Source organism: Nostoc sp. PCC 7524 (assembly GCF_000316645.1).
Taxonomy (GTDB): Bacteria; Cyanobacteriota; Cyanobacteriia; order Cyanobacteriales; family Nostocaceae; genus Trichormus.
Genome location: NC_019684.1, coordinates 5,263,145 through 5,288,570 on the forward strand (window position 1 = coordinate 5,263,145; position 25,426 = coordinate 5,288,570).

A 25,426-nucleotide genomic window follows, 5' to 3' on the forward strand; every position below is an offset into this window, starting at 1 on the left:
TGTAGAGACGTTGCATTACAACGTCTCAAAACATCTCATCTATATTTAAATAAATTAAAGACTAGGTGTTTTGCCAGTTTCAGCTTGCGTGGCAATTGGCTTGACATCAGTGTAGCCCATTGCGCCCGCGATCGTTCGCAACACTGAAATTTGACCTTCAAAATCTAATCCTTCAATTTGAGCCAGTAAATCATTTATTTTTTCCGTGGGCTTGTAAGTATCTGGCATTCCTACCACTACATCGCCCATAGCTACAGCCCAAGCATACCAAACAAATAGCTGATTATTTTCTTTGATAGCACCATAAGCACGACTATATTCTGTATCTTCACAGTTAACAATTGCACGCATGATGTTCAATTGTTGTTCATCTGATAATTCAAAAAAGTCACCCAATAAAAGTGGTGCTAACTCTGGTTCTGCGGCTGTAGGATCTGCTGGAGTTACGGAATCACCCATTTTTTCATAAACAAAATATAGCCAAGCTAATTTGGCATCAGTATCTAAAGTATTAAAAACTTCTACTATCTTTTGAGTTTCGTTGCTGAGAGCTTGCGGTGTTTTTTGCTCGTAACTAGCAGTCATGGTTTTTTCCAAGTTATTATATTCAACTTAGAATTATCAAATTTCACGGATTAACATCTACCCTCTAGAGAAAGAATTAGATTAATTAAATATTGATAAATTTATCTAACTTTTAATAGAGGTAACAATATTTCTCATGGGCGCTGCAAAATAAATAATCACTTTGTTATGCTCACCACAGCAATTGAAAAATTACTTAAGGTGTTAATTATGTCTGATAAAGTGAAGCCAAATTCTATGGAATCTCCTACCCATGACGCACAATTAGCTGCTGAAAGAATGGCTAGTGGTGAAGAAAAAACACCAGTGGTTGATTATGAAGCTGATTATGCGGCTGCACAAGAATTTAGCGTTAGTGAAATTGATCGTAAAGAAGAAGGTGCTAATGCTGCTGAAGCAGCTACTAAATCTAAATATGAAATTCCTGAGCCTGAAGAAACAAAAACTGAAGCTCAACCAACTGGTAATCCTGATGATTATTTAGAGTTAGCAAAAGAAGTTGGCGCTTCAAAGGATGAAGCTGTAACTACCGTGAGTGATGATTTAGTACAAAAAGCTTTAGAAAAAGGTCAAGCTAAGAAATAGTCAATAGTTAGTAGTAACGCACCATCATTATGCGGTGCGTTACGCGTTGCTTTAACTCAGTCTAAAATTTATTGCTGACAATCTTGAATTACTTGCAATAACTGACTAGGCTGATTAATTAAGAAATCAGGATTTTGCTTGGCTAATACTTCAGGAGAATTAAATCCCCAAGTAACAGCAATGACTTTGATATTAGCTTTTTTTGATGCCTCGATATCTCTGGTTTCATCTCCTACATAAACAACACATTTATGTTTTATCTGCTTCTGCTTGAGAACATTATTAATGATAGTAGTTTTGCCAAAAATAGTCACTCCTGAGTAGATAAATTCAAATAAATTATCCAACTCATTAATCCTTAAAAAATCTGTGACGTTTTCTTTGGAATTAGATGTAATAATTCCCAGCTTATAGCCATGATGCTGTAAATCTTCTAATGCTTCTTTCATTCCAGGTATGGGTTTCAGTTCCTGGATTTTATTTTTTAATTCAGTTTTAACTTTTTTGACGAGAAACGGTATTTTGAATAGAGAAACCCCTGAATATTTAATAATTTCTCTAGATGATAAATTTCTGAGGAGAGTCAACTGTTCTGGTGTAATTTGTACATAACCAAAATCTGCGGCTAAACGATTGGCAATACTTACAAGCGCATCTACCGTATCCGCAATCGTGCCATCAAAATCAAAGATAATTACTTTCTGTGTCATTACATTGCCTGGATGCGTCAAGATTAGCACGGGCATTCCGTCTTAACATTTCTGGTTTAATCCGCCGCAACGCCGATGCTGGAAATTTTCTCTCCCACTCCTCATATGAGATTTGCGCTAATTCTAGCAGTTTAGGGGCAATATTTTCTGGATAGGGTTCAAAATCTCTCACATCTGTTGTTTGAGCAAAACGCTGATTCCAAGGACAAACATCTTGGCAAATATCACAACCAGCTACCCAACCTTGCATATGGGGTGTAATTTCTGCTGGTAATTTTTCTGCTCGATTCTCAATGGTATGATATGCGATGCAGCGATTAGCATCCACTACAAAGGGCTGAGTGATTGCACCTGTAGGACAAGCTTCTAGACAACGTGTACAGCTACCACAATGTTCTGTATGGGGGCGATCGCTCTCTAGTTCCAAATTTGTCACCACCTCACCCAAAAATACCCAAGAGCCATACTCTCTAGTAATCACATTACCATTTTTAGCAATCCAACCAATTCCAGCTCGTTGCGCCCATACTTTATCTTGGATGGGGCCAGTATCTGCATAGTAACGAGCCTGAATACTGGGGTCTAGTGATTGTAACCAGGTAGTCAGTGCTTTGAGTTTCTTATGCATGACTTTGTGATAATCCCTACCCCAGCCATAACGGGAGATTTTGGCGTATTCTTTGCCTGGGGGACGTTGATGAGGAGTGTAGTAATTGAGCGCCACACACACAAGCGATCGCGCCTCTGGCATTACTAAACTGATATCCTGACGCTTCGGGTTTGCCATCCACTCCATATCGGCGTGATAACCCAGTCTTATCCATGCTTGCAGCCGCTCGACTTCTGTATGATTACCCCCATCTACAGCAGCAATGCCAACTTTGTGAAAACCCAACTCTTTGGTCTTTTCTTTTACCACACTGCTGTTTACTATGGAACCGTGCTGTATTTGTATCACAAAAATTTGCCAAAATTGTGGCTTCACTATTATACATAAGGTATTCAATACTGACATTTAATCTTTGTTACCCATACCATTTGTAAATTTTATTTGCCATTTGTAAAGAAATAATGCAACATAGAGGCAAGAGGTAAAGCCGCCTTAAGTGATGCCAACCTCCGACCGAACACACAGCACACTTATAAACATCGACTGTGGTGCAATCATGACATTCACTTCTGATTCCTCTTCAATTCGTTTTTCACAAACTTTTAACGGTATCCAAGCTGGTGATGCTGTAGCTTCCACCACTGCTGTATTTCAAAGCCTCAGCGTAGATGACCAGTTAGCAGTGCTATGGTACGCCTACACAGAAATGGGTCGTTCAATCACACCTGCTGCTACAGGTGCTGCGCGTTTACAGTTAGCAGAAGGTTTATTAAATCAGATTAAGCAAATGTCTCACGCAGAACAACTAGAAGTAATGCGTGACCTAGCTGCCAAGAAAAATACTCAATTTACTCGCTCCTACGGTATTCTGAGCGCCAATACCAAGTTAGCTTTCTGGTACGAATTATCCGAATTGATGGTTAAAGGTTTTGTTGTACCTGTCCCCACAAACTACAAAATCTCCCGTGATGGTTCTCAGGTACTAGAAGCACTCAAGCAACTAGACTTTGGTCAACAAATCACAGTTCTACGTCGAGTAGTATCTGATATGGGTGTTGATCCCTTAGCTGATTAATTATCTATCGATATCTTCCCAACCTCAATGTCACACCAGTTTTAGTTTCCAGAGATATATTCTGGGAACTAACTCTTACCTAAGTGAGACTGTCTGTTATGGGTAATACATCCCAATAGCAGCTTTTTTTATATCTAAATTTCGATTTAATTGATATTCAGCTAGCGTTATTGAGGTGATTTTTATGAAGGCAGCTGAATATTTATCCAGTGCAGCTAAAAGTGTAAATGAAATTCCAGGCATTACCGAAGCTACCATTCTGGAGTATTTCGCCACTTTAAACGCTGGGGAATTTCTAGCAACTGCTGCTTTATTTGCAGAAGATGGGGTGATGTATCCACCATTTGAATCTGGTATTGTAGGGCCAGATGCGATCGCTAATTATTTACAACAAGAAGCCCAAGACATCAAAGCTGATACCCATCAAGGAATTGTTGAACCATTGGACAATCAGCACATCCAAGTCCAAGTTACGGGCAAAGCACAGACTTCTTGGTGTAGTGTTAACGTCTTATGGATATTTATCCTCAACCAACACAAGGAAATTATTGACGCTAAAATCAAACTTCTAGCATCTCCCCAAGAATTATTAGCTCTGCGCCGCGAATAATTCACGAAGGGAACACGAAAAAATTATCCCAAATCAATTGTTAGTAGGGTTTGACACTCCCCCGACTGTTTAAATTTCGCTTCGCTCATTTAAACAAAAAGTCGGGGGATTCTTAAGAGTCCACAAATGAACTCGTAATGGCGTAGTCAATGCGCCTCTACTGACTCCACTGAGGTTAATCCCCAATGTTGCCGCTACTTTGGAAATTATATTTGCTGCTCCATTGGCATCAGCATTTATATACCAATTGCTTGCAGTACGGAACAATCCGCGCTTTACTCGCTTGCCTGATGACTTCCAATCTTCGGGTTTTTCACCATATTTAGGGAGACTATCACTATCAACAAATGAGGCAGCAGAAGTATTCGCTTCTTCGGTTTCTACAAAATCAATTCCATATTGCTGACTAAGTTGAAAAATGCGTTCTTTAAGTTTAGCTGTGGGGATTTGAACAAACTTCTGATTAGCTTTACGCCCCATATTGGCACTGTCTTTTTGTCTTTGATTCCATCCAAAAACAATTCGACCAATGCTATTCTCCAGGCAGTGATTAATCACTAATCTTGCTGCTTTGTTCACAGCATCTCGCATCTGTCGATTGCGTTTTTCTGTGATTGTAGCTAATTGCTTAGACCAAAAACCTTGCTCTTTGTTCTCTTTTAGAGTGGCAACTCGCTTGTTGTACCATTGATTTAAAGATTTGAGATGCTTCCCATCAATGATAAAACTTGTGCCTACATTACTAACGCAAGTCAACCAATTGTCAATACCGTGGTCAATCCCTAAGACCCTACTTTTATTTAATTGAGACTTAACATCTTCAGTCGGATAAACAAATTCAGCATAAAAGCATCTATTTCTAGGTAGTATTCTAAGTTCTTTAATATCCTCCCACTTTAAGTTTGATGGCATTGGTAAATAAATTGCGTCAACACCAAACCAAGTTTTAACCTGATTACCTAGTGGGATTCTAATACCATCATCTGTTAGTTTCAGCCAACGCTTAGGATAAGTGACTGTAAATAATCCAGTTTTACGGTATTTGGGTAATGATGGCTTATCTGGAAGCTCTCCACGTTTCCACAGTTTTGTTAATTCTTGAAATGACTTGAAAGCTTCTGCAACATTATTGCAAGTTTGTTGTGCAGAGGATACATACATTGCTCCAAAATGTTTGTTTTTGGAGCGAAACATCTCAGCACATATTTCTGCACGTTTAATTACCTTGCCAGTCTTAAAATAGATTTGTCTAGCATAATAGACAGAGCAGTTCCAAACTTTGTTTGATTCTGTGCATAGGTACTCAATAATAGCCTGAACATCAGGTGGAGCATGAATTAGCGTCTGTTGACATCCATACATAATTTTGTCGATATCTTTATACTAAACGACAGTATATCACAAGATAATGGGGTTAAACATGATGATTGAAAAATGGCGAGACTTCATGCGTAAACAGACTTTTGAGTATCAGCACTATAACCACTCTGTAGGCTTGGCTATTGTTCATTTTGTCTTCATACCAAAGCGACGCAAGCCCGTTTTAAAGGGTGAAATCAGGAATCGCCTTTATCAAATATGGCAAGAATTAGCTACAGAGAAAAAGTGGAACATTCGTGCTTTGGAGATTGCGCCAGATCACATTCATTTATTTGTTGAAATCAACCCAACAGACCCAATTCATTTAGTTGTTAAAGCTTTTAAAGGAAGGTCTTCAAATTATTTACGCAAGGAGTTTCCAGAACTTAAAAAACTTCCAAGTCTATGGAGCAAAAGCTATTTTTTTAGTACCGCAGGTAATGTTAGTGCTGCCACAATTCAAAAGTACATTGAAGACCCGCATCATTATTAGTATGCTTAAAAATTTTATATCAACATCACCGGACGGAAGGTTTGTTTTCTTTAGGTTTCAAACTAAAGATTATATCCAGGGTGAGGGATGGAAAGTTTCATTGGGATTACACAAGAAGTTTTTCTACTGGTGCAGGCAATGGCGAGAGTTTAGGTTAACAATACTTACTTTGAATATTCACTTCAGGAAGAACTAGGTGACTAGGCGACTAAAGTCGCATGGGTCACTTTTCCGCCTCGCTCTAAAGAGGCGAGGCTACCAAGTTTCCCAAGTTTATCGGGTGTCAGTACAAATAATTTGCTCGTACTTCAAGTGCTTATCTCAGATGACGCACCCTGCAAACTGTATAATTTTTATTGAAAAATCCCTAAACAACTGATGTCTATTTGGGAGTAACAGTTACTGCTTGCAGAGAACGCATGAGTAATTTTCTACCCAACTCAATATCTGATGGCGCACATTGCCAGTCTGGATGTGCTGTCATCAACAAACTATCTAAAGTTTCTTGGTCAAACAAATGCCAAACCAAAGCACCATTGATTTCAGTTTCTAAGGCATAACAGTTAGCAGCAACACAGTGAATAGTGCAAACACTGGCTACCCTAGCCAAAGTCATACTTTCCCCAGCTTGAAGATTGCGGAACTGACGGATAAACTGCTTCAGTTCACTCATGGAAGAAACCACCAACCCAGGCAGACCTACGATTGACTTCTTATCTCCATTCACTGCTATCCAGTAATGACGGCTGGGATCAATTCCCTCTAACCAGTTGGAATCATCAAGGCGATAGCGTGGTGATAAGCAGAATAAGGCTTTCATAGGCGCAATCATGAATTTGACTTGGGTTTAGGCACAATTTTCACTGCCTCGCGTATAAATGCGACAACGTGAATGCCAGCTTACTATTTCAGTATTGGATAATTCTCCCCTATAGATCAAATAAAGTTAGCAAAAGTTATAAATATCATTAAGATTTGTTAATTGATTGCTGAGTTCTGTTAGCGGTAGCGAGGCTTTGAGCAACTTGCTGAAGCAAAATGACTACCCTGTCACCTGTCACCTGTCACCTGTCACCTGTCACCTGTCACCTGTCACCTCCTAAACTGTTACTTCTTGAGCTAGTTCTGGGATTCTGGCTTCCAACTTGAGACAGTTCGCACCATCAACTTGTAAGTGGTATTCCACCTTATCCATCAAACGATTCATAATTAACCATCCATAACCACCTTCTTGTTTATCTAAAGGATTAGGTGGGAAATAAGTAGACATATCAAAACCAGTACCGTAGTCCCAAACCTCCAAGGCAATATCTCGCTCTTTGAGTTCCAATCGCAGCAAAATCGGGATGTTGGACTGCTCTTTGTGGGCATGACGGACTACGTTTGAATATGCTTCTACCAATGCTAAACGCAACCGGCTTGATTGTCTCGACCAATCAACAGATTCTCCTAGCTGGACTTTCAAGCATCCGAGCAACCAGTTTTCAACAATATTTAAATAATTTAAATCGCTTGGTACATGAAGCTCACTTTTCATGTCTTATAAAACCTCTAGTGAAAGTATAGTTTGATCATCTTCTTGAACGGGGTTATGTGCCTGGATGAGAGCTAGTAAATGATTGAGAGACAGTGGTTGGGCTTGTGCTTGTAATATTTGCCACAGACCATCTTGTTTCAGCATAGAACGGCTCACTGACGAATCGCCACCCACGGTTTTTACGGATTCTAAGCAGTTATTTGATACCATTGCCTCTGTAATGCCATCACTGGCTAGCAGCAATGTATCTCCAGGCGCGAGAAATAAACAACCTGATGTTGCTTGCCAATTCGGTAAGATTCCTAACGGAATACCCCGGACTTTGAGATAGTTTGGTTGTTCTGCTGCTGTGGCTTGGTGTGACCACACCAGGGGATAAATATGTCCAGCATTGGCATATTTTAGTCCTCTGGTACTAGGGGTATAACAAGCCAAGACAAGAGTAATGAAGCAATTGTTGCCCATCAAGTCACTACACAAAGCATGGTTGAGATTATGTATAACTACATTGGGAGCAGCTGGTGTTTCCTGAGATAATTCCCGCCGCAATACGGAAATAGCACTAGCCATAAATAAAGCAGCTGGCACACCCTTACCAGAAACATCGCCAACTGCTAACCATAAATCACCTTTGGGATGGACAAAAACTTCAAAAAAATCTCCTCCTACTTCTCGTGCTGGGTAGCAGCAGGCTTGTAACTTTGCACCTGGGATATCTGGTAAATTTTGGCGTAGCAGGTTGTGTTGAATTTGGCGGGCAACTTCTAACTCAGCTTTGATTTGCTCTTGTTTTTCCTGGAGGTCCTGGTAAAGTTTGGCTTGGGAAAGAGCTAAAGCTGCTTGTTCTGCTACACCGGCAATGAGTTGGACTTCTTCATCATGCCAAGGGTAATCTTGTCCCCACTGGCATAGAGCTAACACAGCTAGCAGATGTTGCTGGTAAGTGAGGGGTACAACTAAATAGTTACAACATTTACCTTCTTGTGTATCTTGAGCAATTTGATATTGACGGGTTTCTAAGACTTTTTCAATTAAAGAATGAGGATCAAAGGTCTGATTTGGTGCAGGAATTACAGAATTTTGATAGGAAAACTGGTTTTCTGTCAGACTGTTACATTCTACGGGTTTGAGTAGGCAGGAAGTAGCATCAAAGGTTTCGCCAATGGTAGCTACAATTTTTTGCAACATACTTTCATAATCCAACGACTCTCGAATTGCCGTTGTCACCGCATTAAATAAAGATTCTCGCCGCAAAGCCCGGCGTAATTCTTGGGTACGCTTTTTGACTAAGCGATATGTATCAGTGGCTTGTTCGACTAAAACTTTTAGCCGTTCAGGATTCCAAGGTTTGGTAATGTACTTGAATACTTGACCGGAGTTAATGGCATCTACCAAATCTTCAACATCTGTAAAGCCAGTTAGTAAAATCCGAATTGTGTCGGGAAACTGTTCTACTGTATGACTTAGCAGTTCTGTACCATTCATTCCTGGCATTCTTTGGTCTGAGATAATGACAGCCATCTCACCCTCTTGCTCTAGAATTGCCAAGGCTTTCCGAGGATCGTTAGCTCTGTATACTTGGAAGTCTCGCCTGAAAGTACGGTAGAGTAAATCTAAGTTATCCGGCTCATCGTCTACTACCATGAGCTTAAGTTTTTCTACCTCAGTTTCCGTCATATTTGATTTTTATTTACGGATAGTAATTGATCGGCGAGATAGTACAATTTTTATCCCACCAAATAGCCAAAATTTGCTGAAAAAGTGTTTCTTTCCAGCAAAAATCATATATTCACGAGTATAACTTTACTCTTAGATTTTTTACCTGTATTTAACTCTAGGTTAGTAAAATTTGAGTGTCAACCTACTAAGCCAGAACGTAAAGCACGGACGGCTGCTTGAGTGCGGTCATCGGCGCATAGCTTATTCAAAATATTACGGACATGGGTTTTCACTGTCCCCACTGTGATGTAGAGGCGTTCTGCAATTACTGCGTTGCTGCAACCTTCGACAATTAACTGTAAAACTTCTAATTCTCTTTCTGTGAGAGCGTAAGGATCAATACTATTCTGGTTTTCTCCTGCATCCAGGTTGGGGGAAGCATTTTTTTGATCGGCGATCGCTAAAGGCGGGGCGTAGCCCATCGCAGTTTCCGTTTTGGTAGGATTTTGTTGCGCCTGTTGTAAGACAATTCTAGCGATCGCTGGATCTATCCAAGCGTTGCCATTGTAAGTTACTTTTACAGCTTCCAGCAAGTTGTCAAACTTAATATCTTTCATGCAGTAAGAGTCAGCCCCAGCCGCAAAGGCCGCTAACACCGCTTCTTTATTATCCTGAAGTGTGAGAATTAATACTTTGGTTTCTGACTCATCGCCATTAGTAGTGGATTTTAACTCCCGTGTGAGTTCAATCCCATCTTTATCTGGTAAACCAATATCGACAATTGCAATATCTGGCTGTACCATTCTTAACAAATTCAGTCCTTCATTAGCATTAGCAGCTTCGCCTACAACTTCGATTCCTTCCCTTTGTTGTAAAGCTGTACGAATACCCACACGGGTCAGATCATGATCTTCAATCAGCGCAATCCGAATTTTACTCATAGTCAATTTCTACCCGTTACGCTACCTTAACTGTAAAACTGAGTTCATGCAAAAGACTTAATAGATGCAGTGTAAATAATTATGTCCACAGATAAATATAGAATTTATACTTATTAGTCAATGTAAAATCGTATTCTTGCTGAGATTACGCCAAATATTGCTAAATCCCAGCTATACTACAGAAATTTCCTGTTGTACATGATTGCTATTGCGATCGCCATACCCGTAGGGAACCGCAGGAAAGTCGGGGCATAGCCCATCGCAGTCTGCCATGTCTAGGTTTGCGCTTCTACTCAGCTATGATGGTAGCTGCCTAAAATATCAAAAAAAAGTTGATTTTTTAGGTATTTGTCAAAAATCGATGATAAAACCCCGTTGATAAATTATAAGCTATTTTTATTACTGAAATGAATTCGTATAAAGCTGCTATCTAGTCCGTTGATTTTCCTGAGAGAGCTAGTTGACCTATTTTTACTCTCACCAAAGATTAAAGGACACCCGATTAAAAAATTTGATAAACTATCGTTCTAGATCATCTGGTGTGAGGCTAATCAGAAGTAGGGCTATGTTTCAACCGACTAGAGTGTTTTCGGTTTTGGGGATACCAGTTCATGTGATGAATGACTATCCAGGCTGGTTGCTGGAGTGCTTGCAACACAGTCAAGGAACTCATGTCATCACACTCAATGCAGAAATGACTATGCAGGCGCAGCAGAATCCTGTCCTAGCCAATGTTATTCAAAGTGCTGAGTTAGTGATTCCAGATGGTGCAGGGGTAGTGCTGTATTTGCAGTGGTTGCTCTGGCAAAAAGTTCAACGTTGTCCCGGTATTGAATTAGCAGAAAAGCTGTTACGCGCAATTGGACAGCAGCATACAGACAAAAAAGTATTTTTCTATGGTGGCGCGCCAGGAGTAGCCGCACAAGCAGCAGAGTTTTGGCAGCAGCAAGCCCCTGGTTTGAACATAGTAGGTACTCACTCCGGCTACCATGCTGCCGAGGAAGAACAAAAATTACACCAAACTTTAGCTCAATTACAACCACAAGTCATTTTGGTAGGTTTGGGAGTACCACGTCAAGAATTATGGATTGCCCAAAACCGTCATTTGTGTCCCCAAGCGATTTGGATTGGTGTTGGTGGCAGTTTTGATATTTGGTCAGGGACGAAATCTCGCGCACCGGCTTGGTTGGGTAATAATAATTTGGAATGGTTATATCGACTTTATCAAGAACCTTGGCGTTGGCGGCGGATGCTGGCTTTACCCAAGTTCGCTGTCAAAGCCTTTGTATATCGATTGACAGCTAGAAGTGCTACTTGAATTGAGGAAGCAGGAAGCAGGGGAGCAGGGGAGCAGGGAAAAAATCCCATCCTCAATGCCCATTGCCCATTATTTTTGACCTCAGTATTAATACTGTTTAGTTGGCATTAATACTTAATCTAAAACGTTAGAGTGCAAAAAAATTTTAAATTTTGCTTTTTAGAAACTGGGATTCCTAGGTGTTACCTGGGAATCCTTATTTTTAAGTGATTTTCACTTTCAGCCGCTTCGCGGAATGATTAGTCCCTCATCATTAATTTTTAGTTAACCACTTGATTGAGGATTTAAGGACAATTAGCAATGCCAGTATTAACAAATCCAGTAATTACCAATCCTCAAAATGAGAGTGCAAGTGAGCAGCACAATTTTAGTGTTAGTAACATGGTGCAATTACGCTCTGTGACAAAAACCTACAGTAATGGTTGTGATGCTTTATTAGATGTCAACTTAGAGGTTAAACACAAAGAATTCTTGTTTATTACGGGGCCTAGTGGTTCTGGTAAGTCAACACTATTAAAACTGCTGTATGGTGAGGAGTTACCTACACAGGGTGAAGTGATCGTTAATGAATGTAATGTATCAACTTTGCGGGGCGATCGCTTGTCTTTATTACGGCGACGTATCGGTATTATCTTTCAAGACTATAAGCTAATTTACCAGCGTACAGTGGCGGAAAATATCACTTTTGTTTTGCAAGCTCAAGGTTATACGCGCAAAGAAATTCAAAGACGCTTAGAACCTACTTTAAAGCTGGTGGGTTTGCTTTCTAAAGCCGATTGTTTTCCTGAACAACTTTCTGGGGGAGAACAACAACGAGTTAGTATTGCACGGGCGATTGTGGCAACACCTCCTTTAATTTTGGCTGATGAACCCACAGGAAATCTTGATCCTGATAATTCCTGGCAAGTGATGAAAATTCTCCAAAAATTAAATTCTTTTGGTGCGACGGTAATTGTCACTACCCACGATGAACAATTAGTACGTCGTTGTAACAAGCCAGTAGTGCAAGTTTGTAATGGCAGACTTTATCGGTAAAGGGATTGGGGACTGGGGACTGGGGACTGGGGACTGGGGACTGGGGACTGGGGATTGGGGATTGGGGATTGGGGACTGGGGATTGGGGATTGGGGATTGGGGACTGGGGATTGGGGATTAGGAAGAAGTAGAGGTGTAGGGGTGTAGGGGTGCAGAGGAGAAAAATCCAATGCCCTATACCCACGCCCTACTCCCTACTCCCTACTCCTCACTCAACACTCCTAAGAAACTCGCGCCTTGACTTTAGTTGCTAGCGGCTTGAGATTTGGTAAGGGGGTTGATGATAACTGCGATGGGTTACGTTCTATCTTTCCTCCGGTTCCCTGCGGGTATGGCGATCGCTCCAATGATTGTAAACTGGCAAAAGCTGCCTCTCGAATCGCTGTTTCTTCTTCTCGACTGAGGAGGAAGTGCAAGCATTGCACAATATCTTGCTGTAATGCAGCATCAATTGATTTACTATTGATAATCTTGGTTAATCGACGTACAGCCATCAAACGCTTGATGGGATCTGCTTCTGTGAGATTCAGTAACAATTGTTCAAAACTGCCTTCTTCTCGCTGGCTGTAAAAGTTGATAATTTGCCAGACTAACAAAATTAAAGTGAATAATGTTGCCAACCCTTGGACAATAGCACCTGCCGCTATCCAATGACTGTTGGAGTTAGCCCAAATGTCTGCCGCCATGTAAGTGCTGATGGTGGCAATTCCTCCACTACTAACTGCTAAAACTAATTGCCGATTTGGGCTATGGAGAAACTTTTTAATTTCTACCCAATGTAGTTGCCAATCCCACTTTTGCATGGAGTAGACAAGTAACATTACCCCAATGCCAACTAGCAAAGCCAAGAGTAATTTCCAGTTCCACAGCAACATAGCAACGATAATTGTCAAGCCGCCCAGAATAGCCCCTGGTTCAGAGAAACGCTGCACAAATCGTTGCTTGGTGGCTTTGGTTTTAAACTCTGGAAGCAGCCAGTTGGGTATCTGGTTGAGCAATTGCTGCCAAGAAGATAAAGCCTTTGCCACAGTTTCTACCTACCTAATTACAAAATGTCTATATTTTATGGGTTTCACTAGGTATTGGGAAAGCTTACAGCACAAAGCCTATTTAGCTCCCATAAAGTAGCTATTCTTGCACAGTATTTGCAGATCATCTGAAATTTTCAGCTTATTTCACATTTAGTCAATAGTTTTCTTCCCTATACCGTTACACTGCTAGCTAAATACAGAACCGAAAGTCATCGATGGTGAATTGGCCATCAAAGGCACAGAAGGTGACAGAGTGGATATTTTTAGCACTCACAGATAATAAAATATTGGGGGATAAGGCTGAATCAGAATTAGCTAAATTTGCGCTTGGTAGTATTGCTTGGGATATTAACTGGCGATCGCGATCATATGCAGACAGGACTAATCGTTGTGAACTGGTAACACAGGCGCTTACCGAGTTAGCAGGATACAAGAAAGTAGCTTCTAAAAATCCGCTTTTGGGTGAACCCATCAATACTGTCAACCCTGATTTGGTGGGAAAAGCTGGATTTGATGGTTGTATAGCTAGAGAATTCTGAAAAACTACACCCCATTGCTCATACTGGCGTTCCACTACTTCAAAACATTTTAAGTCTTCTAAATTTAAATATATGCAAGTAGGTGTGTCTATCGTGGTTTTGTCAGTCACTTCCTTTAACTGACAGCGCCTAGTCGAAGCTACAATGTAGTCCTGCACATCAATATTTTCAAATGCAAATGTAGCGTCTTCAAATCTTGGAACTTTATTTGATTGAAGAGTAGCCTGGTTGACCACAATACCCCGCCTTACCATTATCTAGAGAAACACTAAATTAGTAGATACACCAACAGCTATTCTTCTGGTATTGACGCTGATGATGTGTAATCTTTGTTAACGAGCTTTTGAAAACTATTAGATATTCAAAATTATCCGTAAGTATCCTGTAGACTATCACAAAAAACTTATCTTCAAATATTGTCTAAGTAATACTAGCTACTTAAATATAATCTATCTAAACCTTGCTATATAGTAATTTCAGGCAAAGTGTGCTGTTGAGTATGAAAAAAAAATCACCGAATCTTCACAAGGAATCCAGTGTTTTTACATCTACTTAATCTGATGCTAGAGAAAGTTTTCCAAATAAAAATAATCATCTACACTTGACAAAGCACTCAGCAATTGTATTGAACTTGTCTAAAACCCCATCCCCTGATGGGTGTGGCGGTTGACGACTTTAAATTCTTCAGTAATCTTTGCAAATCCTCATAGTTGTTAAGGTCAGCGATTCATGCAACCTTCTTAGCATCTTTGCGCCTGAGTTACCTGATCAGTAGGTATGCAAAAATAGCGACATCAAGCCAACCTATTGACTCATATTCTCGCTGAATTTTCATCATCCAATGACCTTGAGGAATTCTCATCGCCTGATGTTCTTCATAAGTTAGGAAAGCCGTCTCGGAAATCACACGCAAGTAGTGAGTACCATCTTGCGCTCATCAATTGCGCCTCACCTTCAGTGTTACGATGCTTATGTCCCCTAAATATCGCCCTCTGCCAAAGTTAAGTGAGGTATTATTTTTTCGGTGACTTGCTGCATAAGTAGTAAAATAACATCGCCTTGACGAATTGCCAGCATAGTTTTGTCTTTGGGGATAAGTACAAACCCCACTACGCTTTTTCTTGTAAATTTGATTTAATTCTGGCACAGGCTGTTGGAAAAGGAGACTGGGATTGGGGAATAATTCTACCTTGTCTCACCTGCACAAGCCACTTGCTACAACGGGGGGAACCCCCCTTCGGGTTCGCCACTTTGCTTATGCCGGGAAACCATGCACGGCAGTTGCACCCTGCGGGAAGGCTAACGTCAACATGGGGGAAACCTCCTTCCCTGCGGAACGCTCCGCGAAGGCGCAGCCTCTGTCTACGACACGCTACGCGTACCCTGCGGGGAAGCAAGCTATGCGTAAGCGTCCCGCAGGCAACGTAGAGAAGCTCGGACTGCCTCTCCTAACAAAGACGCTATGCGAACACCACGCCAGTGGCTCCCCTACACTTACTCCTTCACGCATTACAAAACTTATCCCTCTATTCTACTCGTGGGGGATTTTGAAAACAGTAGTCGCCAATTATGCCTTTGATAAGTTAAAGATTAGAAATAGCTGAAAAATTCACATCAAGCGATGTTCTACCTTATTCTCTATAAAGGACTGCACCCAACGTTTGAAGGATTTTTGCCTCATTAGTCAAGTTTTTATGAGGCTTAAACTAAAGAAAGTACAATTTTCATCTTGACATTTCGCCAAATTTACCTCAACTTGACTGTTTAGCTTCGCAGCTACTTTTTTTTGAAACTTCCATGTCAACTCTCGTCATTGTCGAATCTCCAACCAAAGCTCGTACCATTCGCAACTACCTGCCAAGAGACTATCGGGTAGAAGCGTCGATGGGTCATGTACGTGACCTCCCCCAGTCGGCTAGTGAAATTCCTCCTGCTGTGAAAGGGGAAGCATGGGCGCAGCTTGGGGTAAATGTGGAAGCAGACTTTGAACCTGTATACGTAGTCCCCAAAGACAAAAAGAAAGTTGTCACCCAGCTCAAAGAAGCTTTAAAGGAAGCAACTGAACTGATCCTGGCAACTGACGAAGACCGGGAAGGTGAAAGTATTAGTTGGCATTTATACCAGCTGCTCAAGCCAAAGGTGCCGACTAAGCGGATGGTGTTTCATGAAATCACCCAAGAGGCGATCGCCAAGGCTTTGAAAAACTGCCGCCATATCGATGAGCAGCTAGTACGCGCCCAGGAAACCCGCCGGATTTTAGACCGCTTAGTGGGTTATACCCTGTCTCCCCTGTTGTGGAAAAAAATCGCTTGGGGATTGTCGGCGGGACGAGTGCAGTCTGTGGCTGTGCGCCTGTTAGTCAACAAAGAACGCCAGCGCCGCGCTTTCCGGGAAGGAACATATTGGGATTTAAAAGCCTACCTGGAACAGAGTAAAAGCCCCTTTACAGCCCAGTTAGTGACCCTAGCAGGCACTAAAGTCGCCACAGGGAGCGATTTCGACCCTTCCACAGGGAAAATCGTTGCTGGACGCAATGTGGTGCTGCTGTCGGAAGAGGAGGCGATCGCCCTCCAGGAACGGCTGACTGGTAAACCTTGGACAGTCGCCGAGGTGGAAGAACGCCCCGTGACGCGCAAACCCGCACCACCGTTTACCACCTCCACATTGCAGCAAGAATCCAACCGCAAACTGCGCCTTTCCGCACGGGACACCATGCGAATTGCCCAGAATTTGTATGAGCAAGGGTATATCACCTATATGCGTACAGACTCGGTGCATTTGTCAGAACAGGCGATCGCAGCTGCCCGTGATTGTGTAGAAAAACTCTACGGTAAGTCATACCTCAGCCCCCAACCAAGGCAATACACCACCAAATCCAAAGGCGCACAAGAAGCCCACGAAGCCATTCGTCCGGCTGGTAGCAGTTTCCGCACCCCCCAAGAAACAGGATTAAGTGGTCGGGAATTAGCCCTCTATGACCTGATTTGGAAGCGCACCGTCGCCTGTCAAATGGCTGACTCGCGCCAAACCCAAATCACTATCCAGCTAAAAGTGGAAGACGCTGGTTTCCGTGCTGCCGGTAAACGCATTGACTTTCCTGGCTACTTACGCGCCTACGTTGAAGGTTCCGATGATCCCGAAGCTGCATTAGAAGACCAAGAGGTGATTCTGCCCAGCCTGAAAGTTGGGGATCATCCAGATTGTAAAGATTTAGAAGCCGTAGGTCACGAAACCCAACCCCCAGCTAGGTACACTGAAGCTACCCTAGTCAAAACCCTAGAAAGTGAAGGTATTGGTCGTCCTAGTACCTATGCCAGCATCATCGGCACCATCATTGATAAGGGTTACGCCCAATTAGTGAATAATGCCCTGATTCCTACCTTTACCGCCTTCGCCGTCACCGACCTTTTGGAAAAACATTTCCCAGATATTGTTGATCCCAGTTTTACCTCCAAAATGGAGCAAACCTTGGATGACATTGCTGATGGGGAAGTGAACTGGCTACCTTACCTACGGCAGTTTTATCTAGGGGAGCAAGGTTTAGAAACCTTGGTCAAAGAACAAGAAAATCAAATAGATGCTACTAAAGCTAGAACTGTAGAACTAGCAAATTTAGAGGCAAAAATCCGCATTGGTAAATATGGCCCTTATATAGAAGTTGAAAATGGTGATGGAGTCGTCACGGCTTCAATTCCTAAAGACTTGACACCAGCTGATCTAGATCCCAAACAAGTTGAAGTTCTTCTGAGACAGAAAACAGTAGGCCCAGATCAACTAGGTCGCCATCCCGAAACCGGAGAACCAATTTACGTAAAAATTGGTGCTTACGGGCCTTATGTCCAGTTGGGCGATAAATCCGATGACAACCCCAAACCCAAACAAGCGTCTCTACCTAAAGGTGTTACCCCAGAAACCATCACCTTAGAAACGGCTATTGGTTTGTTGTCTCTACCCCGTAACTTGGGCGTACATCCTGCCACCAATGGCAAAATCCAAGCCAGTTTGGGACGGTTTGGCCCCTATGTTGTCCATGATCAAGGGAAAGAAGGCAAAGATTACCGTTCATTAAAAGCTGGTGATGATGTCCTGACAATTTCCCTAGAAAGAGCCTTAGAGTTATTATCGGAACCGAAAAAGACCCGTGGCTCTACTAGCAGTAAGTCCAAAGCGGCTCTACGGGAATTAGGCCCACATCCCGAAGATGATGCACCCGTGAATATTTATGACGGTCCCTATGGCCCATACATCAAACACGGCAAAACTAACGTAGGGATACCAGAAGGTGTATCAGTAGAAGATGTCACCCTCTCTCAAGCCCTGGAATTACTAGCCGCCAAAGCATCAACCAGCAAATCCACCCGCAAGACAACAAAATCTACTGCGTCTAAATCAAAGTCAACGGCTAAATCAACAACAACCAAGAAAAAAGAGGCAAAGGCTTAGTGGTTAGTCATTAGTCATTAGTCAAGGCTTTGAACTATTGGCTAATGCTCCATACCCATTGAATATTACCTTCCGATAAGTGGCGAATGTGATACTCTAAAAAGTAAGGGAGATAACAACACTAAAATTTTAAAAGCGGTTCATGCCCGGAGTACAAAAGTGTGTATCAGCCCAGTTGCAGGCCAGAGGTGCAAAAGTACGCCAGTTTCTGCGTAGCTGTTAATCAAAATTGAGGTAGTATCTCAGGAGCAGTCAGTTTAATGGACTATATAGAAAAGGTACTAGAAAAGCTGAAAGAATTGGCACGTAAGCTGATTGAAGCCCTACTAGGGCCAGAAGCAGAGCCGGAACCAGAGTTGATTCCGATACCTGTAAATGAGCGATCGCGCCGTCGTTAGTAGCCCAAAGGTACCAAACTTGACAGTACAACCTCTAAATATTTTGGTGCTGCACGGCCCAAATCTGAATCTGCTGGGACAAAGAGAACCAGGGGTTTATGGTTCTACTACCTTGGCTGAAATTAACCGCCTGTTATCAGAAGCAGCACTAAAATCACAGGCAACTGTTTTTCCTGTGCAGTCAAATCATGAAGGTATGTTAGTGGATGCAATTCATGACGCATTAGGGAAACACCAAGGGATTCTGATTAATGCCGGGGCTTATACTCATACGAGTGTAGCGTTAAGAGATGCGATCGCGGCTGTCAATATCCCTACAGTCGAAGTTCATCTGAGTAACATTTATCGCCGAGAAGAGTTTCGCCATCATTCTTATATAGCCCCGGTAGTAATTGGCCAAATCAGTGGTTTTGGTGTACAAAGTTACCTCTTAGGTTTACAAGCTTTGGTGCATCATTTAAGTCAGTAAAAAGTTAAAAGTAAAGATGTAGAATAACTTACTTTATAACTTTTTACTGTTTAAGACATATGCGTTATTTAGTTGTGAGTCGGTTGAGAGGGGCTTTAGTAGGTGGGTTAATAGGGGAAACCTTAACTCAGATTCGTGAGCCAAACAAACAGATTTACTCTCACTTTGCTCAATCAGTAGTTCCCGGTGCTACGAGTTTAATTAAATTAGGCAAATTAGATATAGATGATTGGTTAGAGCTTTATCAACAAAAATTTACTGATTTAGATCAAACTACAGTAATTTTCGCCACAATCCCTATCTCTCTGTTTTTTCATGACAATCCGGTAAAACTGCACCAAAATTTACTACGGATGTCAAAATGGCACAATGACTTAGTTATTAGGGATAGTATCCTAGCAATAGGATATGCGATCGCTCAATCACTGACAGAAACACTGCAACCCCGAACGCTGATCCCACAAATAGTTGCCTTTATTGGTGAGACTTCTAATTCACTTCCACAAAAATTAATCAAATTACATAATTTGTTAGAAGCAAAAGCTGGGTTAGAAAGAGTACAAGCCGAGTTGAGTAGAGCAGACAAACTGACTTATGAGATTTCTCTGGCAATTTACTACTTTCTGAGTACCTTAGAAGACTTTCGTTTAGCCGTTTCACGGGCTAATCACCATTATGATAGCTGGCAACAAAAACAGGGAATTTTATATTCTCAAACTATAAGTATAATCACTGGAATTTTATCTGGAACTTATAACAGTAGTGTCGGTATTCCTATCAATTGGAGAGTGTCACTGTCATCAGCCGATACAGCCCCCGGAGAATTAAGCCAAATTTCGCAAATGCTAAAATTGGCGGATGCACTGGCGGCAGTTTGGTCAGGAGTATATGACCCTACTCTCAATTCTCAGGAGTTTATACCAGATGAATTTGTTATGTCTGATCAACAGGCTTCACCTTGCGTTTATGCAGCTCCTCGCGTCATCCGGGCGCGTTAAATCAAATGTTTTTTTTAACAGGTTTTAAAAAATAGGCTAGGGAATAGAAAACAGAGATATTCATGTCCTCGTTGTGGGCTTAAAAGCCTGTGGGACTCTAGTTACCAAATACCAAACAGCACCTATCTACCTAGACACCAAATTATTGAGTAATTGTTTACACTCATAATTAATTCATCAACCCTCAACCAAATTCTGTAACTATTTAGTTAATATTTAGGTTCTGCCACTACTGAGGAATGTGATTAAGATTATCTTGTTTTGAGATATCAAAGTAAACAGCCAGAGGTAATGAAAACACAGCGTTTTTTCCACTCCTTAAATCAGCAATTAAACCACTGGCGGCGAAGGTATAAACTACTAAGCCGTAAGGGAAAATCAACTGTGGCTGTGAGTCGAAAAAGTAAACCCTCTAGCAAGGAAGCGACAAGAGTTATCCTCAACAACATACTCTTAAATGTATTAAAAAACAGTTACAAAAACGAACACCAAAAACGCAAAATAGACCTCAGAGCGATGGCAAAATTGGTCAAAAATCGGAGTAGGCTTAATGCAGTAGGCCTAGGCTGGGTACACGAAAAACGTTCCTCTTTGATTTTAGCGATCGCAGTTGCATCTCTGACAGGTGTTATGGGTCATCGTTTGTATAATCAGCCAAAACTAAAAGTAGGAACTATTGCACCGCAGACTATTAAAGCCCCTTACACTGACAAAATTGAAGATCAGAAAAAAACGGACGCTCAACGCAAAAATGCTAGTAAAAGTTCCACACCTATATTGATGGTTGATGCCGAAATTACGGAACAAGTCAACCAAAATTTACAAAAGTTGCTAGATGAAGGTAATGAAATTCGCGCCATTTCTGGTTCTTTTCCGTTTTTTGATGCTTCTGTTTTATCTATACCTACCCAGCATTATCTGCGCTCTTGCTCTGATGCAGAATGGCAGACGTTATTGAAATCTATAGAAAATGTCAGTAACCAAAAGCAAAATTATCTCTTCCGAGCGCGTACTATACACCCGATCAATAACACAAATCAAAATAGCCAAATCCAAAATAATCAAACTGCTAATTTGGTTAATAAAAGCGAGTTTACGCAAGCATTAGCTGAATTAGTAGCTTATCGGATTTCCACTGCCGAGCAGAACTTATCCGCTCTTATTACCCAAATTTCCCAAGCTCGTCAAGCATACGCTCAAGCCACTGTACAACTACAGAGATTAAATGCCATTACTTCAGAGACAATCTACAGCGAAACCGTACTTCTAGAATTATCTGATGATGAGTGGACAAAAACCCAATCAGGAATTGCTCAGAGTGCAGAGCGAATGCTCACCCAAGGTATTCCCCATGGATTGCCCAAAAGTATTTTACAAAATGCCGTCAGCTTACAACTGCAAGCCTTCGTCCCCAGAAATGCAGAAACATTGGCAACCAAAGTGTTGTTAGCCGTATTAGAACCTAATCTCAAACAAGACGAAGAAAAAACCAAACAGCAAGCTCAAAAAGCAGCAAATGATGTATTACCGGTGATTATCGAAGTTAAACAAGGTCAGGTAATTATTAACCGGGGAGATCAGATTACTGAATGGCATTTCGATATTTTAGAGCATTATCAACTGATTCGGCGTGAAAATAACTGGCTGGGCTTGCTGAAGTTGGCAACTTTGCTGACGGGAGCTATTGCTGTGTTTGTTGTGGTAGAAAGACGAAGTAAATACCACTTGCGACAACGCGATCGCCTGTTAGTTTTACTGCTAACCTTAAGTACACCGGGATTATTAGCGATGGGTGTACCTTACACCACCTGGGGGGGTGTAGGATTGCTGTTGGGTAGCTTCTATGGCCCCAGTTTGGGTATAACCGTGATGGTGTTAATGTTGCTATTATTACCCATCACCCTAGAGGTAAGTATAATTACTGTATTGGCTGGGGCGGTGGGTGGAATTTTGGGTAGTGGTGTGGCTCAAAGATTGCGATCACGGGAAGAATTGGCACTTTTAGGTGTGGCGATCGCAGTCACTCAAGGTGGTGTTTACTTATTGATTAAACTCCTGATTGGTGCAGCCTTTGGTTCAGCTTGGTATATTGTGTTGCAAGAAGCCGGATTATTGACTGTATCTGGTTTAGCCTGGAGTATTGTAGCTTTAGGTTTAAGTCCCTACCTAGAAAAGTTATTTGATTTAGTTACCCCGATCCGGTTAGCAGAATTAGCCAATCCCAATCGCCCCTTACTCAAGCGACTCGCCACAGAAACCCCAGGAACGTTTCAACACACCTTGTCAGTAGCAACCTTAGCCGAAGCGGCGGCGAAAAAATTGGGATGCAATGTGGAATTAGTCAGGGCTGGGACTTTGTACCATGATATTGGTAAAATGCACGACCCTTTAGGATTTATTGAAAATCAAATGGGCGGGCCGAACAAACATGAAACAGAGATTAAAGATCCTTGGAAGAGTGCAGAAATTATCAAAAAGCACGTTAGCGAAGGGTTAGTCATGGCGCGGAAACACCTTCTGCCAACAGCGATTCAAGCTTTTATCCCCGAACATCAAGGTACAATGCTGATTGCCTATTTTTATCATCAGGCAGAGCAGATGGCACAAGCAGATCCTAGTATTGTGGTGGATGAAGCCGATTTTCGCTATGCTGGCCCCATTCCCCAATCACGGGAAACCGGAATAGTCATGTTAGCAGATGCTTGTGAAGCTGCACTGCGATCGCTCAAAGATGTGAATCCTGAACAAGCTTTAACCATGCTCAATAATATTCTCCGTGCCAGATGGCAAGATAATCAACTAATTGATTCAGGATTGACACGGGAAGAAATGACACAAATCGCGGAAATCTTTGTAGAAGTTTGGCAGCAGTTTCATCACAAACGCATTGCTTACCCTAAGTTAAAGGCGAAGAATGTACTGAATGGATAGGGAAGAAACCGTGATCAAAACCTATGACTGGATTGTGATTGGCGGTGGAATTACGGGTGCAGCACTTGCCTATGAATTAGTCAAAACAGGCTGTAGCGTCTTGTTATTAGAAAAAGATGCAATCCCACAAAATGCTACCCGTTATAGTTATGGTGGACTAGCCTATTGGTCTGGGACTACACCCCTCACTCGTCAATTATGCCAAGAAGCGATCACGCGTTACCAAATTTTGCCTCAAGAGTTAGATGCTGACATTGAGTTACGGGAATTAGATTTATTACTCACTATCGGCAATGATAGTGATCCGCAAGCAACGGCTGCATTGTATGCTCAGTGTGCAGTACCTCCGCGTTTACTGAGTGTACTAGAAGCTTGTGAGTTAGAACCACTGTTAAATAGAGAGGCGATCGCAGGTGCTTTAACTGTCAAACACGGCCATATTCATCCCGACAAGACAGCACAAGCCTACATCCAAGCTTTTATACGTGCTGGGGGTGAATTGCAGATAGTTGAAGTAGCGCACATCTTTGCAGGTGGTGTGAACACAACTCAGCGAACTTATCACAGCGCAAATGTGGTTGTCTGTGCTGGGGGACTCAGCCGACAGTTACTAAAAACCGCAGGGATTTCCATCAAGCTGTATTTTACCCACGCAGAAATTATTGCAACTCCACCAGTTAGTTTGCGGTTAAATACTTTAGTTATGCCCGCTAATCTGCAACGATTTAAATTAGAATCGGCATCAACTTCAGTTGATGAATTTTGGAATGAACCCCATCATCAAGCATTACCACCAATATTAGATGCAGGTGCGATTCAATTTCTCGATGGCAGCCTACGCTTAGGTCAAATTAGTCGTGTTTTTACAGATCCTTATGCTCAGTTTAACTCTGAAGCAAGTGAACATTGGTTAAGACAAAGTATTGCTCAAATTGTACCAGCCTTGGGTAACTTGCCCGGAACTCGGCATCATTGTTTAGTAGCATTTAGTAGTAATAGTCTGCCTTTAATTGGTCGCCTCCCAGGATTTTCAGGTATTTATATTTTCTCTGGATTCAGCAACCCTTTAGTTTTTGTGCCACCTTTAGCACAGCGATTTGCTCAATTTTTAGCTGGTTATCAAGATGATATTATTATTCAATTATCACCTCAGTAAATAGATCACTTTACTATTTTTACCTAAGTTTGACTACTGGTTAATTTTACTTCTGGAATTTTAATATCAATAGTTTCATCAGCAATTAAGTCTGCGGCTTCTTGTAAAAGCTCTTTTTGTTCTTGCTGAATTGCTTCTAATCGACGAGATATTTCTGCTAGTCTTTGCTGTTTATCTTGAGCAATTTTTGACTCATTCAGATAATTAGTAGATAGTAAGGCTACTTTGGTATCGATTATCTCATTATGAGTGATTTTTCTAATAGCAAAACTGCTAACTTTGATAAAAGATAGAAAACTAACTTTAATTAAAGCTTGAATTAGTTTTAATGGTACTTGTAGTATTGACCAACTAGCTGTCTCAATCAAGCGCATAATTGCTTTAATTATGCTCCAGATAAGTGTCAGCCCAAACAACAGAATTATTACACTAATAATTGGGTGATTAGTTCCCCAATCTAGAATCTGCACTAACCGTAAAAATATCGGGTGTTGTACTAGCCAATCATGAATAGAAGCAGATATTACTGTTTGAATAGCTGTTGATGTTGTGGCTTTAAATTGATCAGCCGCTTGCAAATTTTGGTCTAAATAACCTTTAGCATAATCAATTGTTTGAGTTGTAGCTTCTTGTAAAGATTGCCCAACTTGCTGTGCTGAGTTGACAACAGAGTTAACGCTTTGGTTAACAACATCTTGTGCTGTGTGTAAACTTCTGATCATAGTTCATAGTTGCCGAAATCTAACCCGCAACCCATCTTGGGGACGATTGGTGGGAATCTGCACTGTATTTAAACTTTGATGAGGCAAGATTACCCAATCATAGCTACCTAAAACATGGGCTGCAAGAATCTTCAATTCCATTTTGACAAAACCTATGACTTCTCAAGGCACAGAAACTAAAACCCCAGTTTTTTCAATAAACTGGGGTTGTTTGCTCTGAAA

The 25,426-nt window shown here is 41.5% G+C and carries 25 protein-coding genes; 12 read left to right on the forward strand and 13 right to left on the reverse strand.

The annotated features are described in order from the left end of the window. Window positions 1-54: 54 nt before the first annotated feature. On the reverse strand, window positions 55-585 hold the full coding sequence (locus tag NOS7524_RS21385) for an orange carotenoid protein N-terminal domain-containing protein (protein WP_015140569.1): 531 nt from the start codon (window positions 583-585) through the stop codon (window positions 55-57). 210 nt (window positions 586-795) lie between these two features. Between NOS7524_RS21385 and NOS7524_RS21390 the strand changes: the two genes are divergently transcribed. Next, window positions 796-1,170 carry a hypothetical protein gene (locus NOS7524_RS21390; protein WP_041555889.1) on the forward strand — a complete coding sequence of 125 codons (375 nt, stop codon included), beginning with the start codon at window positions 796-798 and terminating at the stop codon, window positions 1,168-1,170. A gap of 68 nt (window positions 1,171-1,238) precedes the next feature. Here the strand turns inward: NOS7524_RS21390 and NOS7524_RS21395 are convergent, their stop codons facing one another. Both NOS7524_RS21395 and queG read right to left on the reverse strand, forming a co-directional pair. Beyond that, window positions 1,239-1,880 carry an HAD-IA family hydrolase gene (locus tag NOS7524_RS21395; RefSeq protein WP_015140571.1) on the reverse strand — a complete coding sequence of 214 codons (642 nt, stop codon included), beginning with the start codon at window positions 1,878-1,880 and terminating at the stop codon, window positions 1,239-1,241. Beyond that, a complete protein-coding gene (queG, locus tag NOS7524_RS21400) occupies window positions 1,855-2,799 on the reverse strand; it encodes a tRNA epoxyqueuosine(34) reductase QueG (protein ID WP_442789471.1) in 945 nt (314 codons plus the stop codon). Before queG ends, NOS7524_RS21395 begins: the two co-directional genes overlap by 26 nt. A gap of 247 nt (window positions 2,800-3,046) precedes the next feature. Here queG and NOS7524_RS21405 point away from each other — a divergent pair, with 247 nt between their 5' ends. Together NOS7524_RS21405 and NOS7524_RS21410 are read left to right on the forward strand one after the other, a co-directional pair. After that, on the forward strand, window positions 3,047-3,565 hold the full coding sequence (locus NOS7524_RS21405; RefSeq protein WP_015140573.1) for an orange carotenoid protein N-terminal domain-containing protein: 519 nt from the start codon (window positions 3,047-3,049) through the stop codon (window positions 3,563-3,565). 184 nt (window positions 3,566-3,749) lie between these two features. After that, a complete protein-coding gene (locus NOS7524_RS21410) occupies window positions 3,750-4,175 on the forward strand; it encodes a ketosteroid isomerase family protein (protein ID WP_015140574.1) in 426 nt (141 codons plus the stop codon). Between the two features lie 69 nt (window positions 4,176-4,244). On the opposite strand, the gene NOS7524_RS21415 is transcribed toward NOS7524_RS21410, so the two are convergent. Then, window positions 4,245-5,537, reverse strand: coding sequence for an RNA-guided endonuclease InsQ/TnpB family protein (locus NOS7524_RS21415; protein WP_015140575.1), 1,293 nt, complete (start codon window positions 5,535-5,537; stop codon window positions 4,245-4,247). Window positions 5,538-5,622: 85 nt separating this feature from the next. Here NOS7524_RS21415 and tnpA point away from each other — a divergent pair, with 85 nt between their 5' ends. Then, window positions 5,623-6,027: an IS200/IS605 family transposase gene (gene tnpA / locus NOS7524_RS21420; protein ID WP_041555891.1), complete on the forward strand. Its 405-nt coding sequence runs from the start codon at window positions 5,623-5,625 to the stop codon at window positions 6,025-6,027. A gap of 382 nt (window positions 6,028-6,409) precedes the next feature. Here the strand turns inward: tnpA and NOS7524_RS21425 are convergent, their stop codons facing one another. From NOS7524_RS21425 to NOS7524_RS21440, 4 genes are all read right to left on the reverse strand, one after another. Next, window positions 6,410-6,847 (reverse strand): hypothetical protein, encoded by a 438-nt coding sequence (locus NOS7524_RS21425; protein WP_015140577.1) that lies wholly within the window; start codon window positions 6,845-6,847, stop codon window positions 6,410-6,412. A 279-nt stretch (window positions 6,848-7,126) separates the two neighbouring features. After that, window positions 7,127-7,564 (reverse strand): ATP-binding protein, encoded by a 438-nt coding sequence (locus NOS7524_RS21430; protein ID WP_015140578.1) that lies wholly within the window; start codon window positions 7,562-7,564, stop codon window positions 7,127-7,129. 3 nt (window positions 7,565-7,567) lie between these two features. Then, a complete protein-coding gene (locus NOS7524_RS21435; protein ID WP_015140579.1) occupies window positions 7,568-9,241 on the reverse strand; it encodes a SpoIIE family protein phosphatase in 1,674 nt (557 codons plus the stop codon). Between the two features lie 179 nt (window positions 9,242-9,420). Beyond that, window positions 9,421-10,164, reverse strand: coding sequence for a response regulator transcription factor (locus NOS7524_RS21440; protein ID WP_015140580.1), 744 nt, complete (start codon window positions 10,162-10,164; stop codon window positions 9,421-9,423). Window positions 10,165-10,729: 565 nt separating this feature from the next. On the opposite strand from NOS7524_RS21440, the gene NOS7524_RS21445 reads away from it, so the two are divergent. Continuing rightward, entirely contained in the window at window positions 10,730-11,482 is a 753-nt protein-coding gene (locus NOS7524_RS21445; RefSeq protein ID WP_015140581.1) for a WecB/TagA/CpsF family glycosyltransferase, read from the forward strand. Between the two features lie 300 nt (window positions 11,483-11,782). Then, window positions 11,783-12,517, forward strand: a complete 735-nt coding sequence (gene ftsE / locus NOS7524_RS21450) for a cell division ATP-binding protein FtsE (RefSeq protein WP_015140582.1) — start codon at window positions 11,783-11,785, stop codon at window positions 12,515-12,517. Here ftsE and NOS7524_RS29640 read toward each other — a convergent pair. From NOS7524_RS29640 to NOS7524_RS21460, 3 genes are all read right to left on the reverse strand, one after another. Then, entirely contained in the window at window positions 12,508-12,687 is a 180-nt protein-coding gene (locus tag NOS7524_RS29640; protein ID WP_171815390.1) for a hypothetical protein, read from the reverse strand. The genes ftsE and NOS7524_RS29640 overlap by 10 nt on opposite strands. 51 nt (window positions 12,688-12,738) lie before the next feature. After that, a complete protein-coding gene (locus tag NOS7524_RS21455) occupies window positions 12,739-13,545 on the reverse strand; it encodes a hypothetical protein (protein ID WP_015140583.1) in 807 nt (268 codons plus the stop codon). A 193-nt stretch (window positions 13,546-13,738) separates the two neighbouring features. After that, window positions 13,739-14,341: a hypothetical protein gene (locus tag NOS7524_RS21460; RefSeq protein ID WP_015140584.1), complete on the reverse strand. Its 603-nt coding sequence runs from the start codon at window positions 14,339-14,341 to the stop codon at window positions 13,739-13,741. 1,543 nt (window positions 14,342-15,884) lie between these two features. Here NOS7524_RS21460 and topA point away from each other — a divergent pair. The 6 genes from topA to NOS7524_RS21500 all read left to right on the forward strand — a co-directional run bounded on the left by topA (window position 15,885) and on the right by NOS7524_RS21500 (window position 24,482). Then, window positions 15,885-18,530, forward strand: a complete 2,646-nt coding sequence (topA, locus tag NOS7524_RS21475; protein ID WP_015140585.1) for a type I DNA topoisomerase — start codon at window positions 15,885-15,887, stop codon at window positions 18,528-18,530. Between the two features lie 260 nt (window positions 18,531-18,790). Continuing rightward, window positions 18,791-18,928 (forward strand): hypothetical protein, encoded by a 138-nt coding sequence (locus tag NOS7524_RS30240; protein WP_015140586.1) that lies wholly within the window; start codon window positions 18,791-18,793, stop codon window positions 18,926-18,928. Beyond that, window positions 18,906-19,397 (forward strand): type II 3-dehydroquinate dehydratase, encoded by a 492-nt coding sequence (gene aroQ, locus NOS7524_RS21485; protein WP_015140587.1) that lies wholly within the window; start codon window positions 18,906-18,908, stop codon window positions 19,395-19,397. Before NOS7524_RS30240 ends, aroQ begins: the two co-directional genes overlap by 23 nt. Before the next feature lie 59 nt (window positions 19,398-19,456). Next, window positions 19,457-20,395, forward strand: a complete 939-nt coding sequence (locus NOS7524_RS21490; RefSeq protein WP_015140588.1) for a hypothetical protein — start codon at window positions 19,457-19,459, stop codon at window positions 20,393-20,395. 291 nt (window positions 20,396-20,686) lie between these two features. After that, window positions 20,687-23,326, forward strand: a complete 2,640-nt coding sequence (locus NOS7524_RS21495; protein WP_015140589.1) for an HD family phosphohydrolase — start codon at window positions 20,687-20,689, stop codon at window positions 23,324-23,326. A 13-nt stretch (window positions 23,327-23,339) separates the two neighbouring features. Then, the gene (locus NOS7524_RS21500; protein ID WP_041555894.1) at window positions 23,340-24,482 is read left to right on the forward strand and encodes an NAD(P)/FAD-dependent oxidoreductase; all 1,143 of its coding nucleotides are present in this window, start codon (window positions 23,340-23,342) and stop codon (window positions 24,480-24,482) included. Window positions 24,483-24,505: 23 nt separating this feature from the next. Here NOS7524_RS21500 and NOS7524_RS21505 read toward each other — a convergent pair whose 3' ends face one another. Then, window positions 24,506-25,204: a hypothetical protein gene (locus NOS7524_RS21505; protein ID WP_015140591.1), complete on the reverse strand. Its 699-nt coding sequence runs from the start codon at window positions 25,202-25,204 to the stop codon at window positions 24,506-24,508. A gap of 3 nt (window positions 25,205-25,207) precedes the next feature. Next, window positions 25,208-25,345 carry a hypothetical protein gene (locus tag NOS7524_RS29645; RefSeq protein ID WP_216087498.1) on the reverse strand — a complete coding sequence of 46 codons (138 nt, stop codon included), beginning with the start codon at window positions 25,343-25,345 and terminating at the stop codon, window positions 25,208-25,210. Window positions 25,346-25,426 lie beyond the last annotated feature (81 nt).

Coding starts and splice junctions, on each gene's coding strand:
- NOS7524_RS21385 (WP_015140569.1), bottom strand. CDS start 585: ATGACTGCTAGTTACGAGCAAAAAACACCGCAAGCTCTCAGCAACGAA.
- NOS7524_RS21390 (WP_041555889.1), top strand. CDS start 796: ATGTCTGATAAAGTGAAGCCAAATTCTATGGAATCTCCTACCCATGAC.
- NOS7524_RS21395 (WP_015140571.1), bottom strand. CDS start 1,880: ATGACACAGAAAGTAATTATCTTTGATTTTGATGGCACGATTGCGGAT.
- NOS7524_RS21405 (WP_015140573.1), top strand. CDS start 3,047: ATGACATTCACTTCTGATTCCTCTTCAATTCGTTTTTCACAAACTTTT.
- NOS7524_RS21410 (WP_015140574.1), top strand. CDS start 3,750: ATGAAGGCAGCTGAATATTTATCCAGTGCAGCTAAAAGTGTAAATGAA.
- NOS7524_RS21415 (WP_015140575.1), bottom strand. CDS start 5,537: ATGTATGGATGTCAACAGACGCTAATTCATGCTCCACCTGATGTTCAG.
- tnpA (WP_041555891.1), top strand. CDS start 5,623: ATGCGTAAACAGACTTTTGAGTATCAGCACTATAACCACTCTGTAGGC.
- NOS7524_RS21425 (WP_015140577.1), bottom strand. CDS start 6,847: ATGAAAGCCTTATTCTGCTTATCACCACGCTATCGCCTTGATGATTCC.
- NOS7524_RS21430 (WP_015140578.1), bottom strand. CDS start 7,564: ATGAAAAGTGAGCTTCATGTACCAAGCGATTTAAATTATTTAAATATT.
- NOS7524_RS21435 (WP_015140579.1), bottom strand. CDS start 9,241: ATGACGGAAACTGAGGTAGAAAAACTTAAGCTCATGGTAGTAGACGAT.
- NOS7524_RS21440 (WP_015140580.1), bottom strand. CDS start 10,164: ATGAGTAAAATTCGGATTGCGCTGATTGAAGATCATGATCTGACCCGT.
- NOS7524_RS21445 (WP_015140581.1), top strand. CDS start 10,730: ATGTTTCAACCGACTAGAGTGTTTTCGGTTTTGGGGATACCAGTTCAT.
- ftsE (WP_015140582.1), top strand. CDS start 11,783: ATGCCAGTATTAACAAATCCAGTAATTACCAATCCTCAAAATGAGAGT.
- NOS7524_RS21460 (WP_015140584.1), bottom strand. CDS start 14,341: ATGGTAAGGCGGGGTATTGTGGTCAACCAGGCTACTCTTCAATCAAAT.
- topA (WP_015140585.1), top strand. CDS start 15,885: ATGTCAACTCTCGTCATTGTCGAATCTCCAACCAAAGCTCGTACCATT.
- NOS7524_RS30240 (WP_015140586.1), top strand. CDS start 18,791: ATGGACTATATAGAAAAGGTACTAGAAAAGCTGAAAGAATTGGCACGT.
- aroQ (WP_015140587.1), top strand. CDS start 18,906: ATGAGCGATCGCGCCGTCGTTAGTAGCCCAAAGGTACCAAACTTGACA.
- NOS7524_RS21490 (WP_015140588.1), top strand. CDS start 19,457: ATGCGTTATTTAGTTGTGAGTCGGTTGAGAGGGGCTTTAGTAGGTGGG.
- NOS7524_RS21495 (WP_015140589.1), top strand. CDS start 20,687: ATGAAAACACAGCGTTTTTTCCACTCCTTAAATCAGCAATTAAACCAC.
- NOS7524_RS21505 (WP_015140591.1), bottom strand. CDS start 25,204: ATGATCAGAAGTTTACACACAGCACAAGATGTTGTTAACCAAAGCGTT.
- NOS7524_RS29645 (WP_216087498.1), bottom strand. CDS start 25,345: ATGGAATTGAAGATTCTTGCAGCCCATGTTTTAGGTAGCTATGATTGG.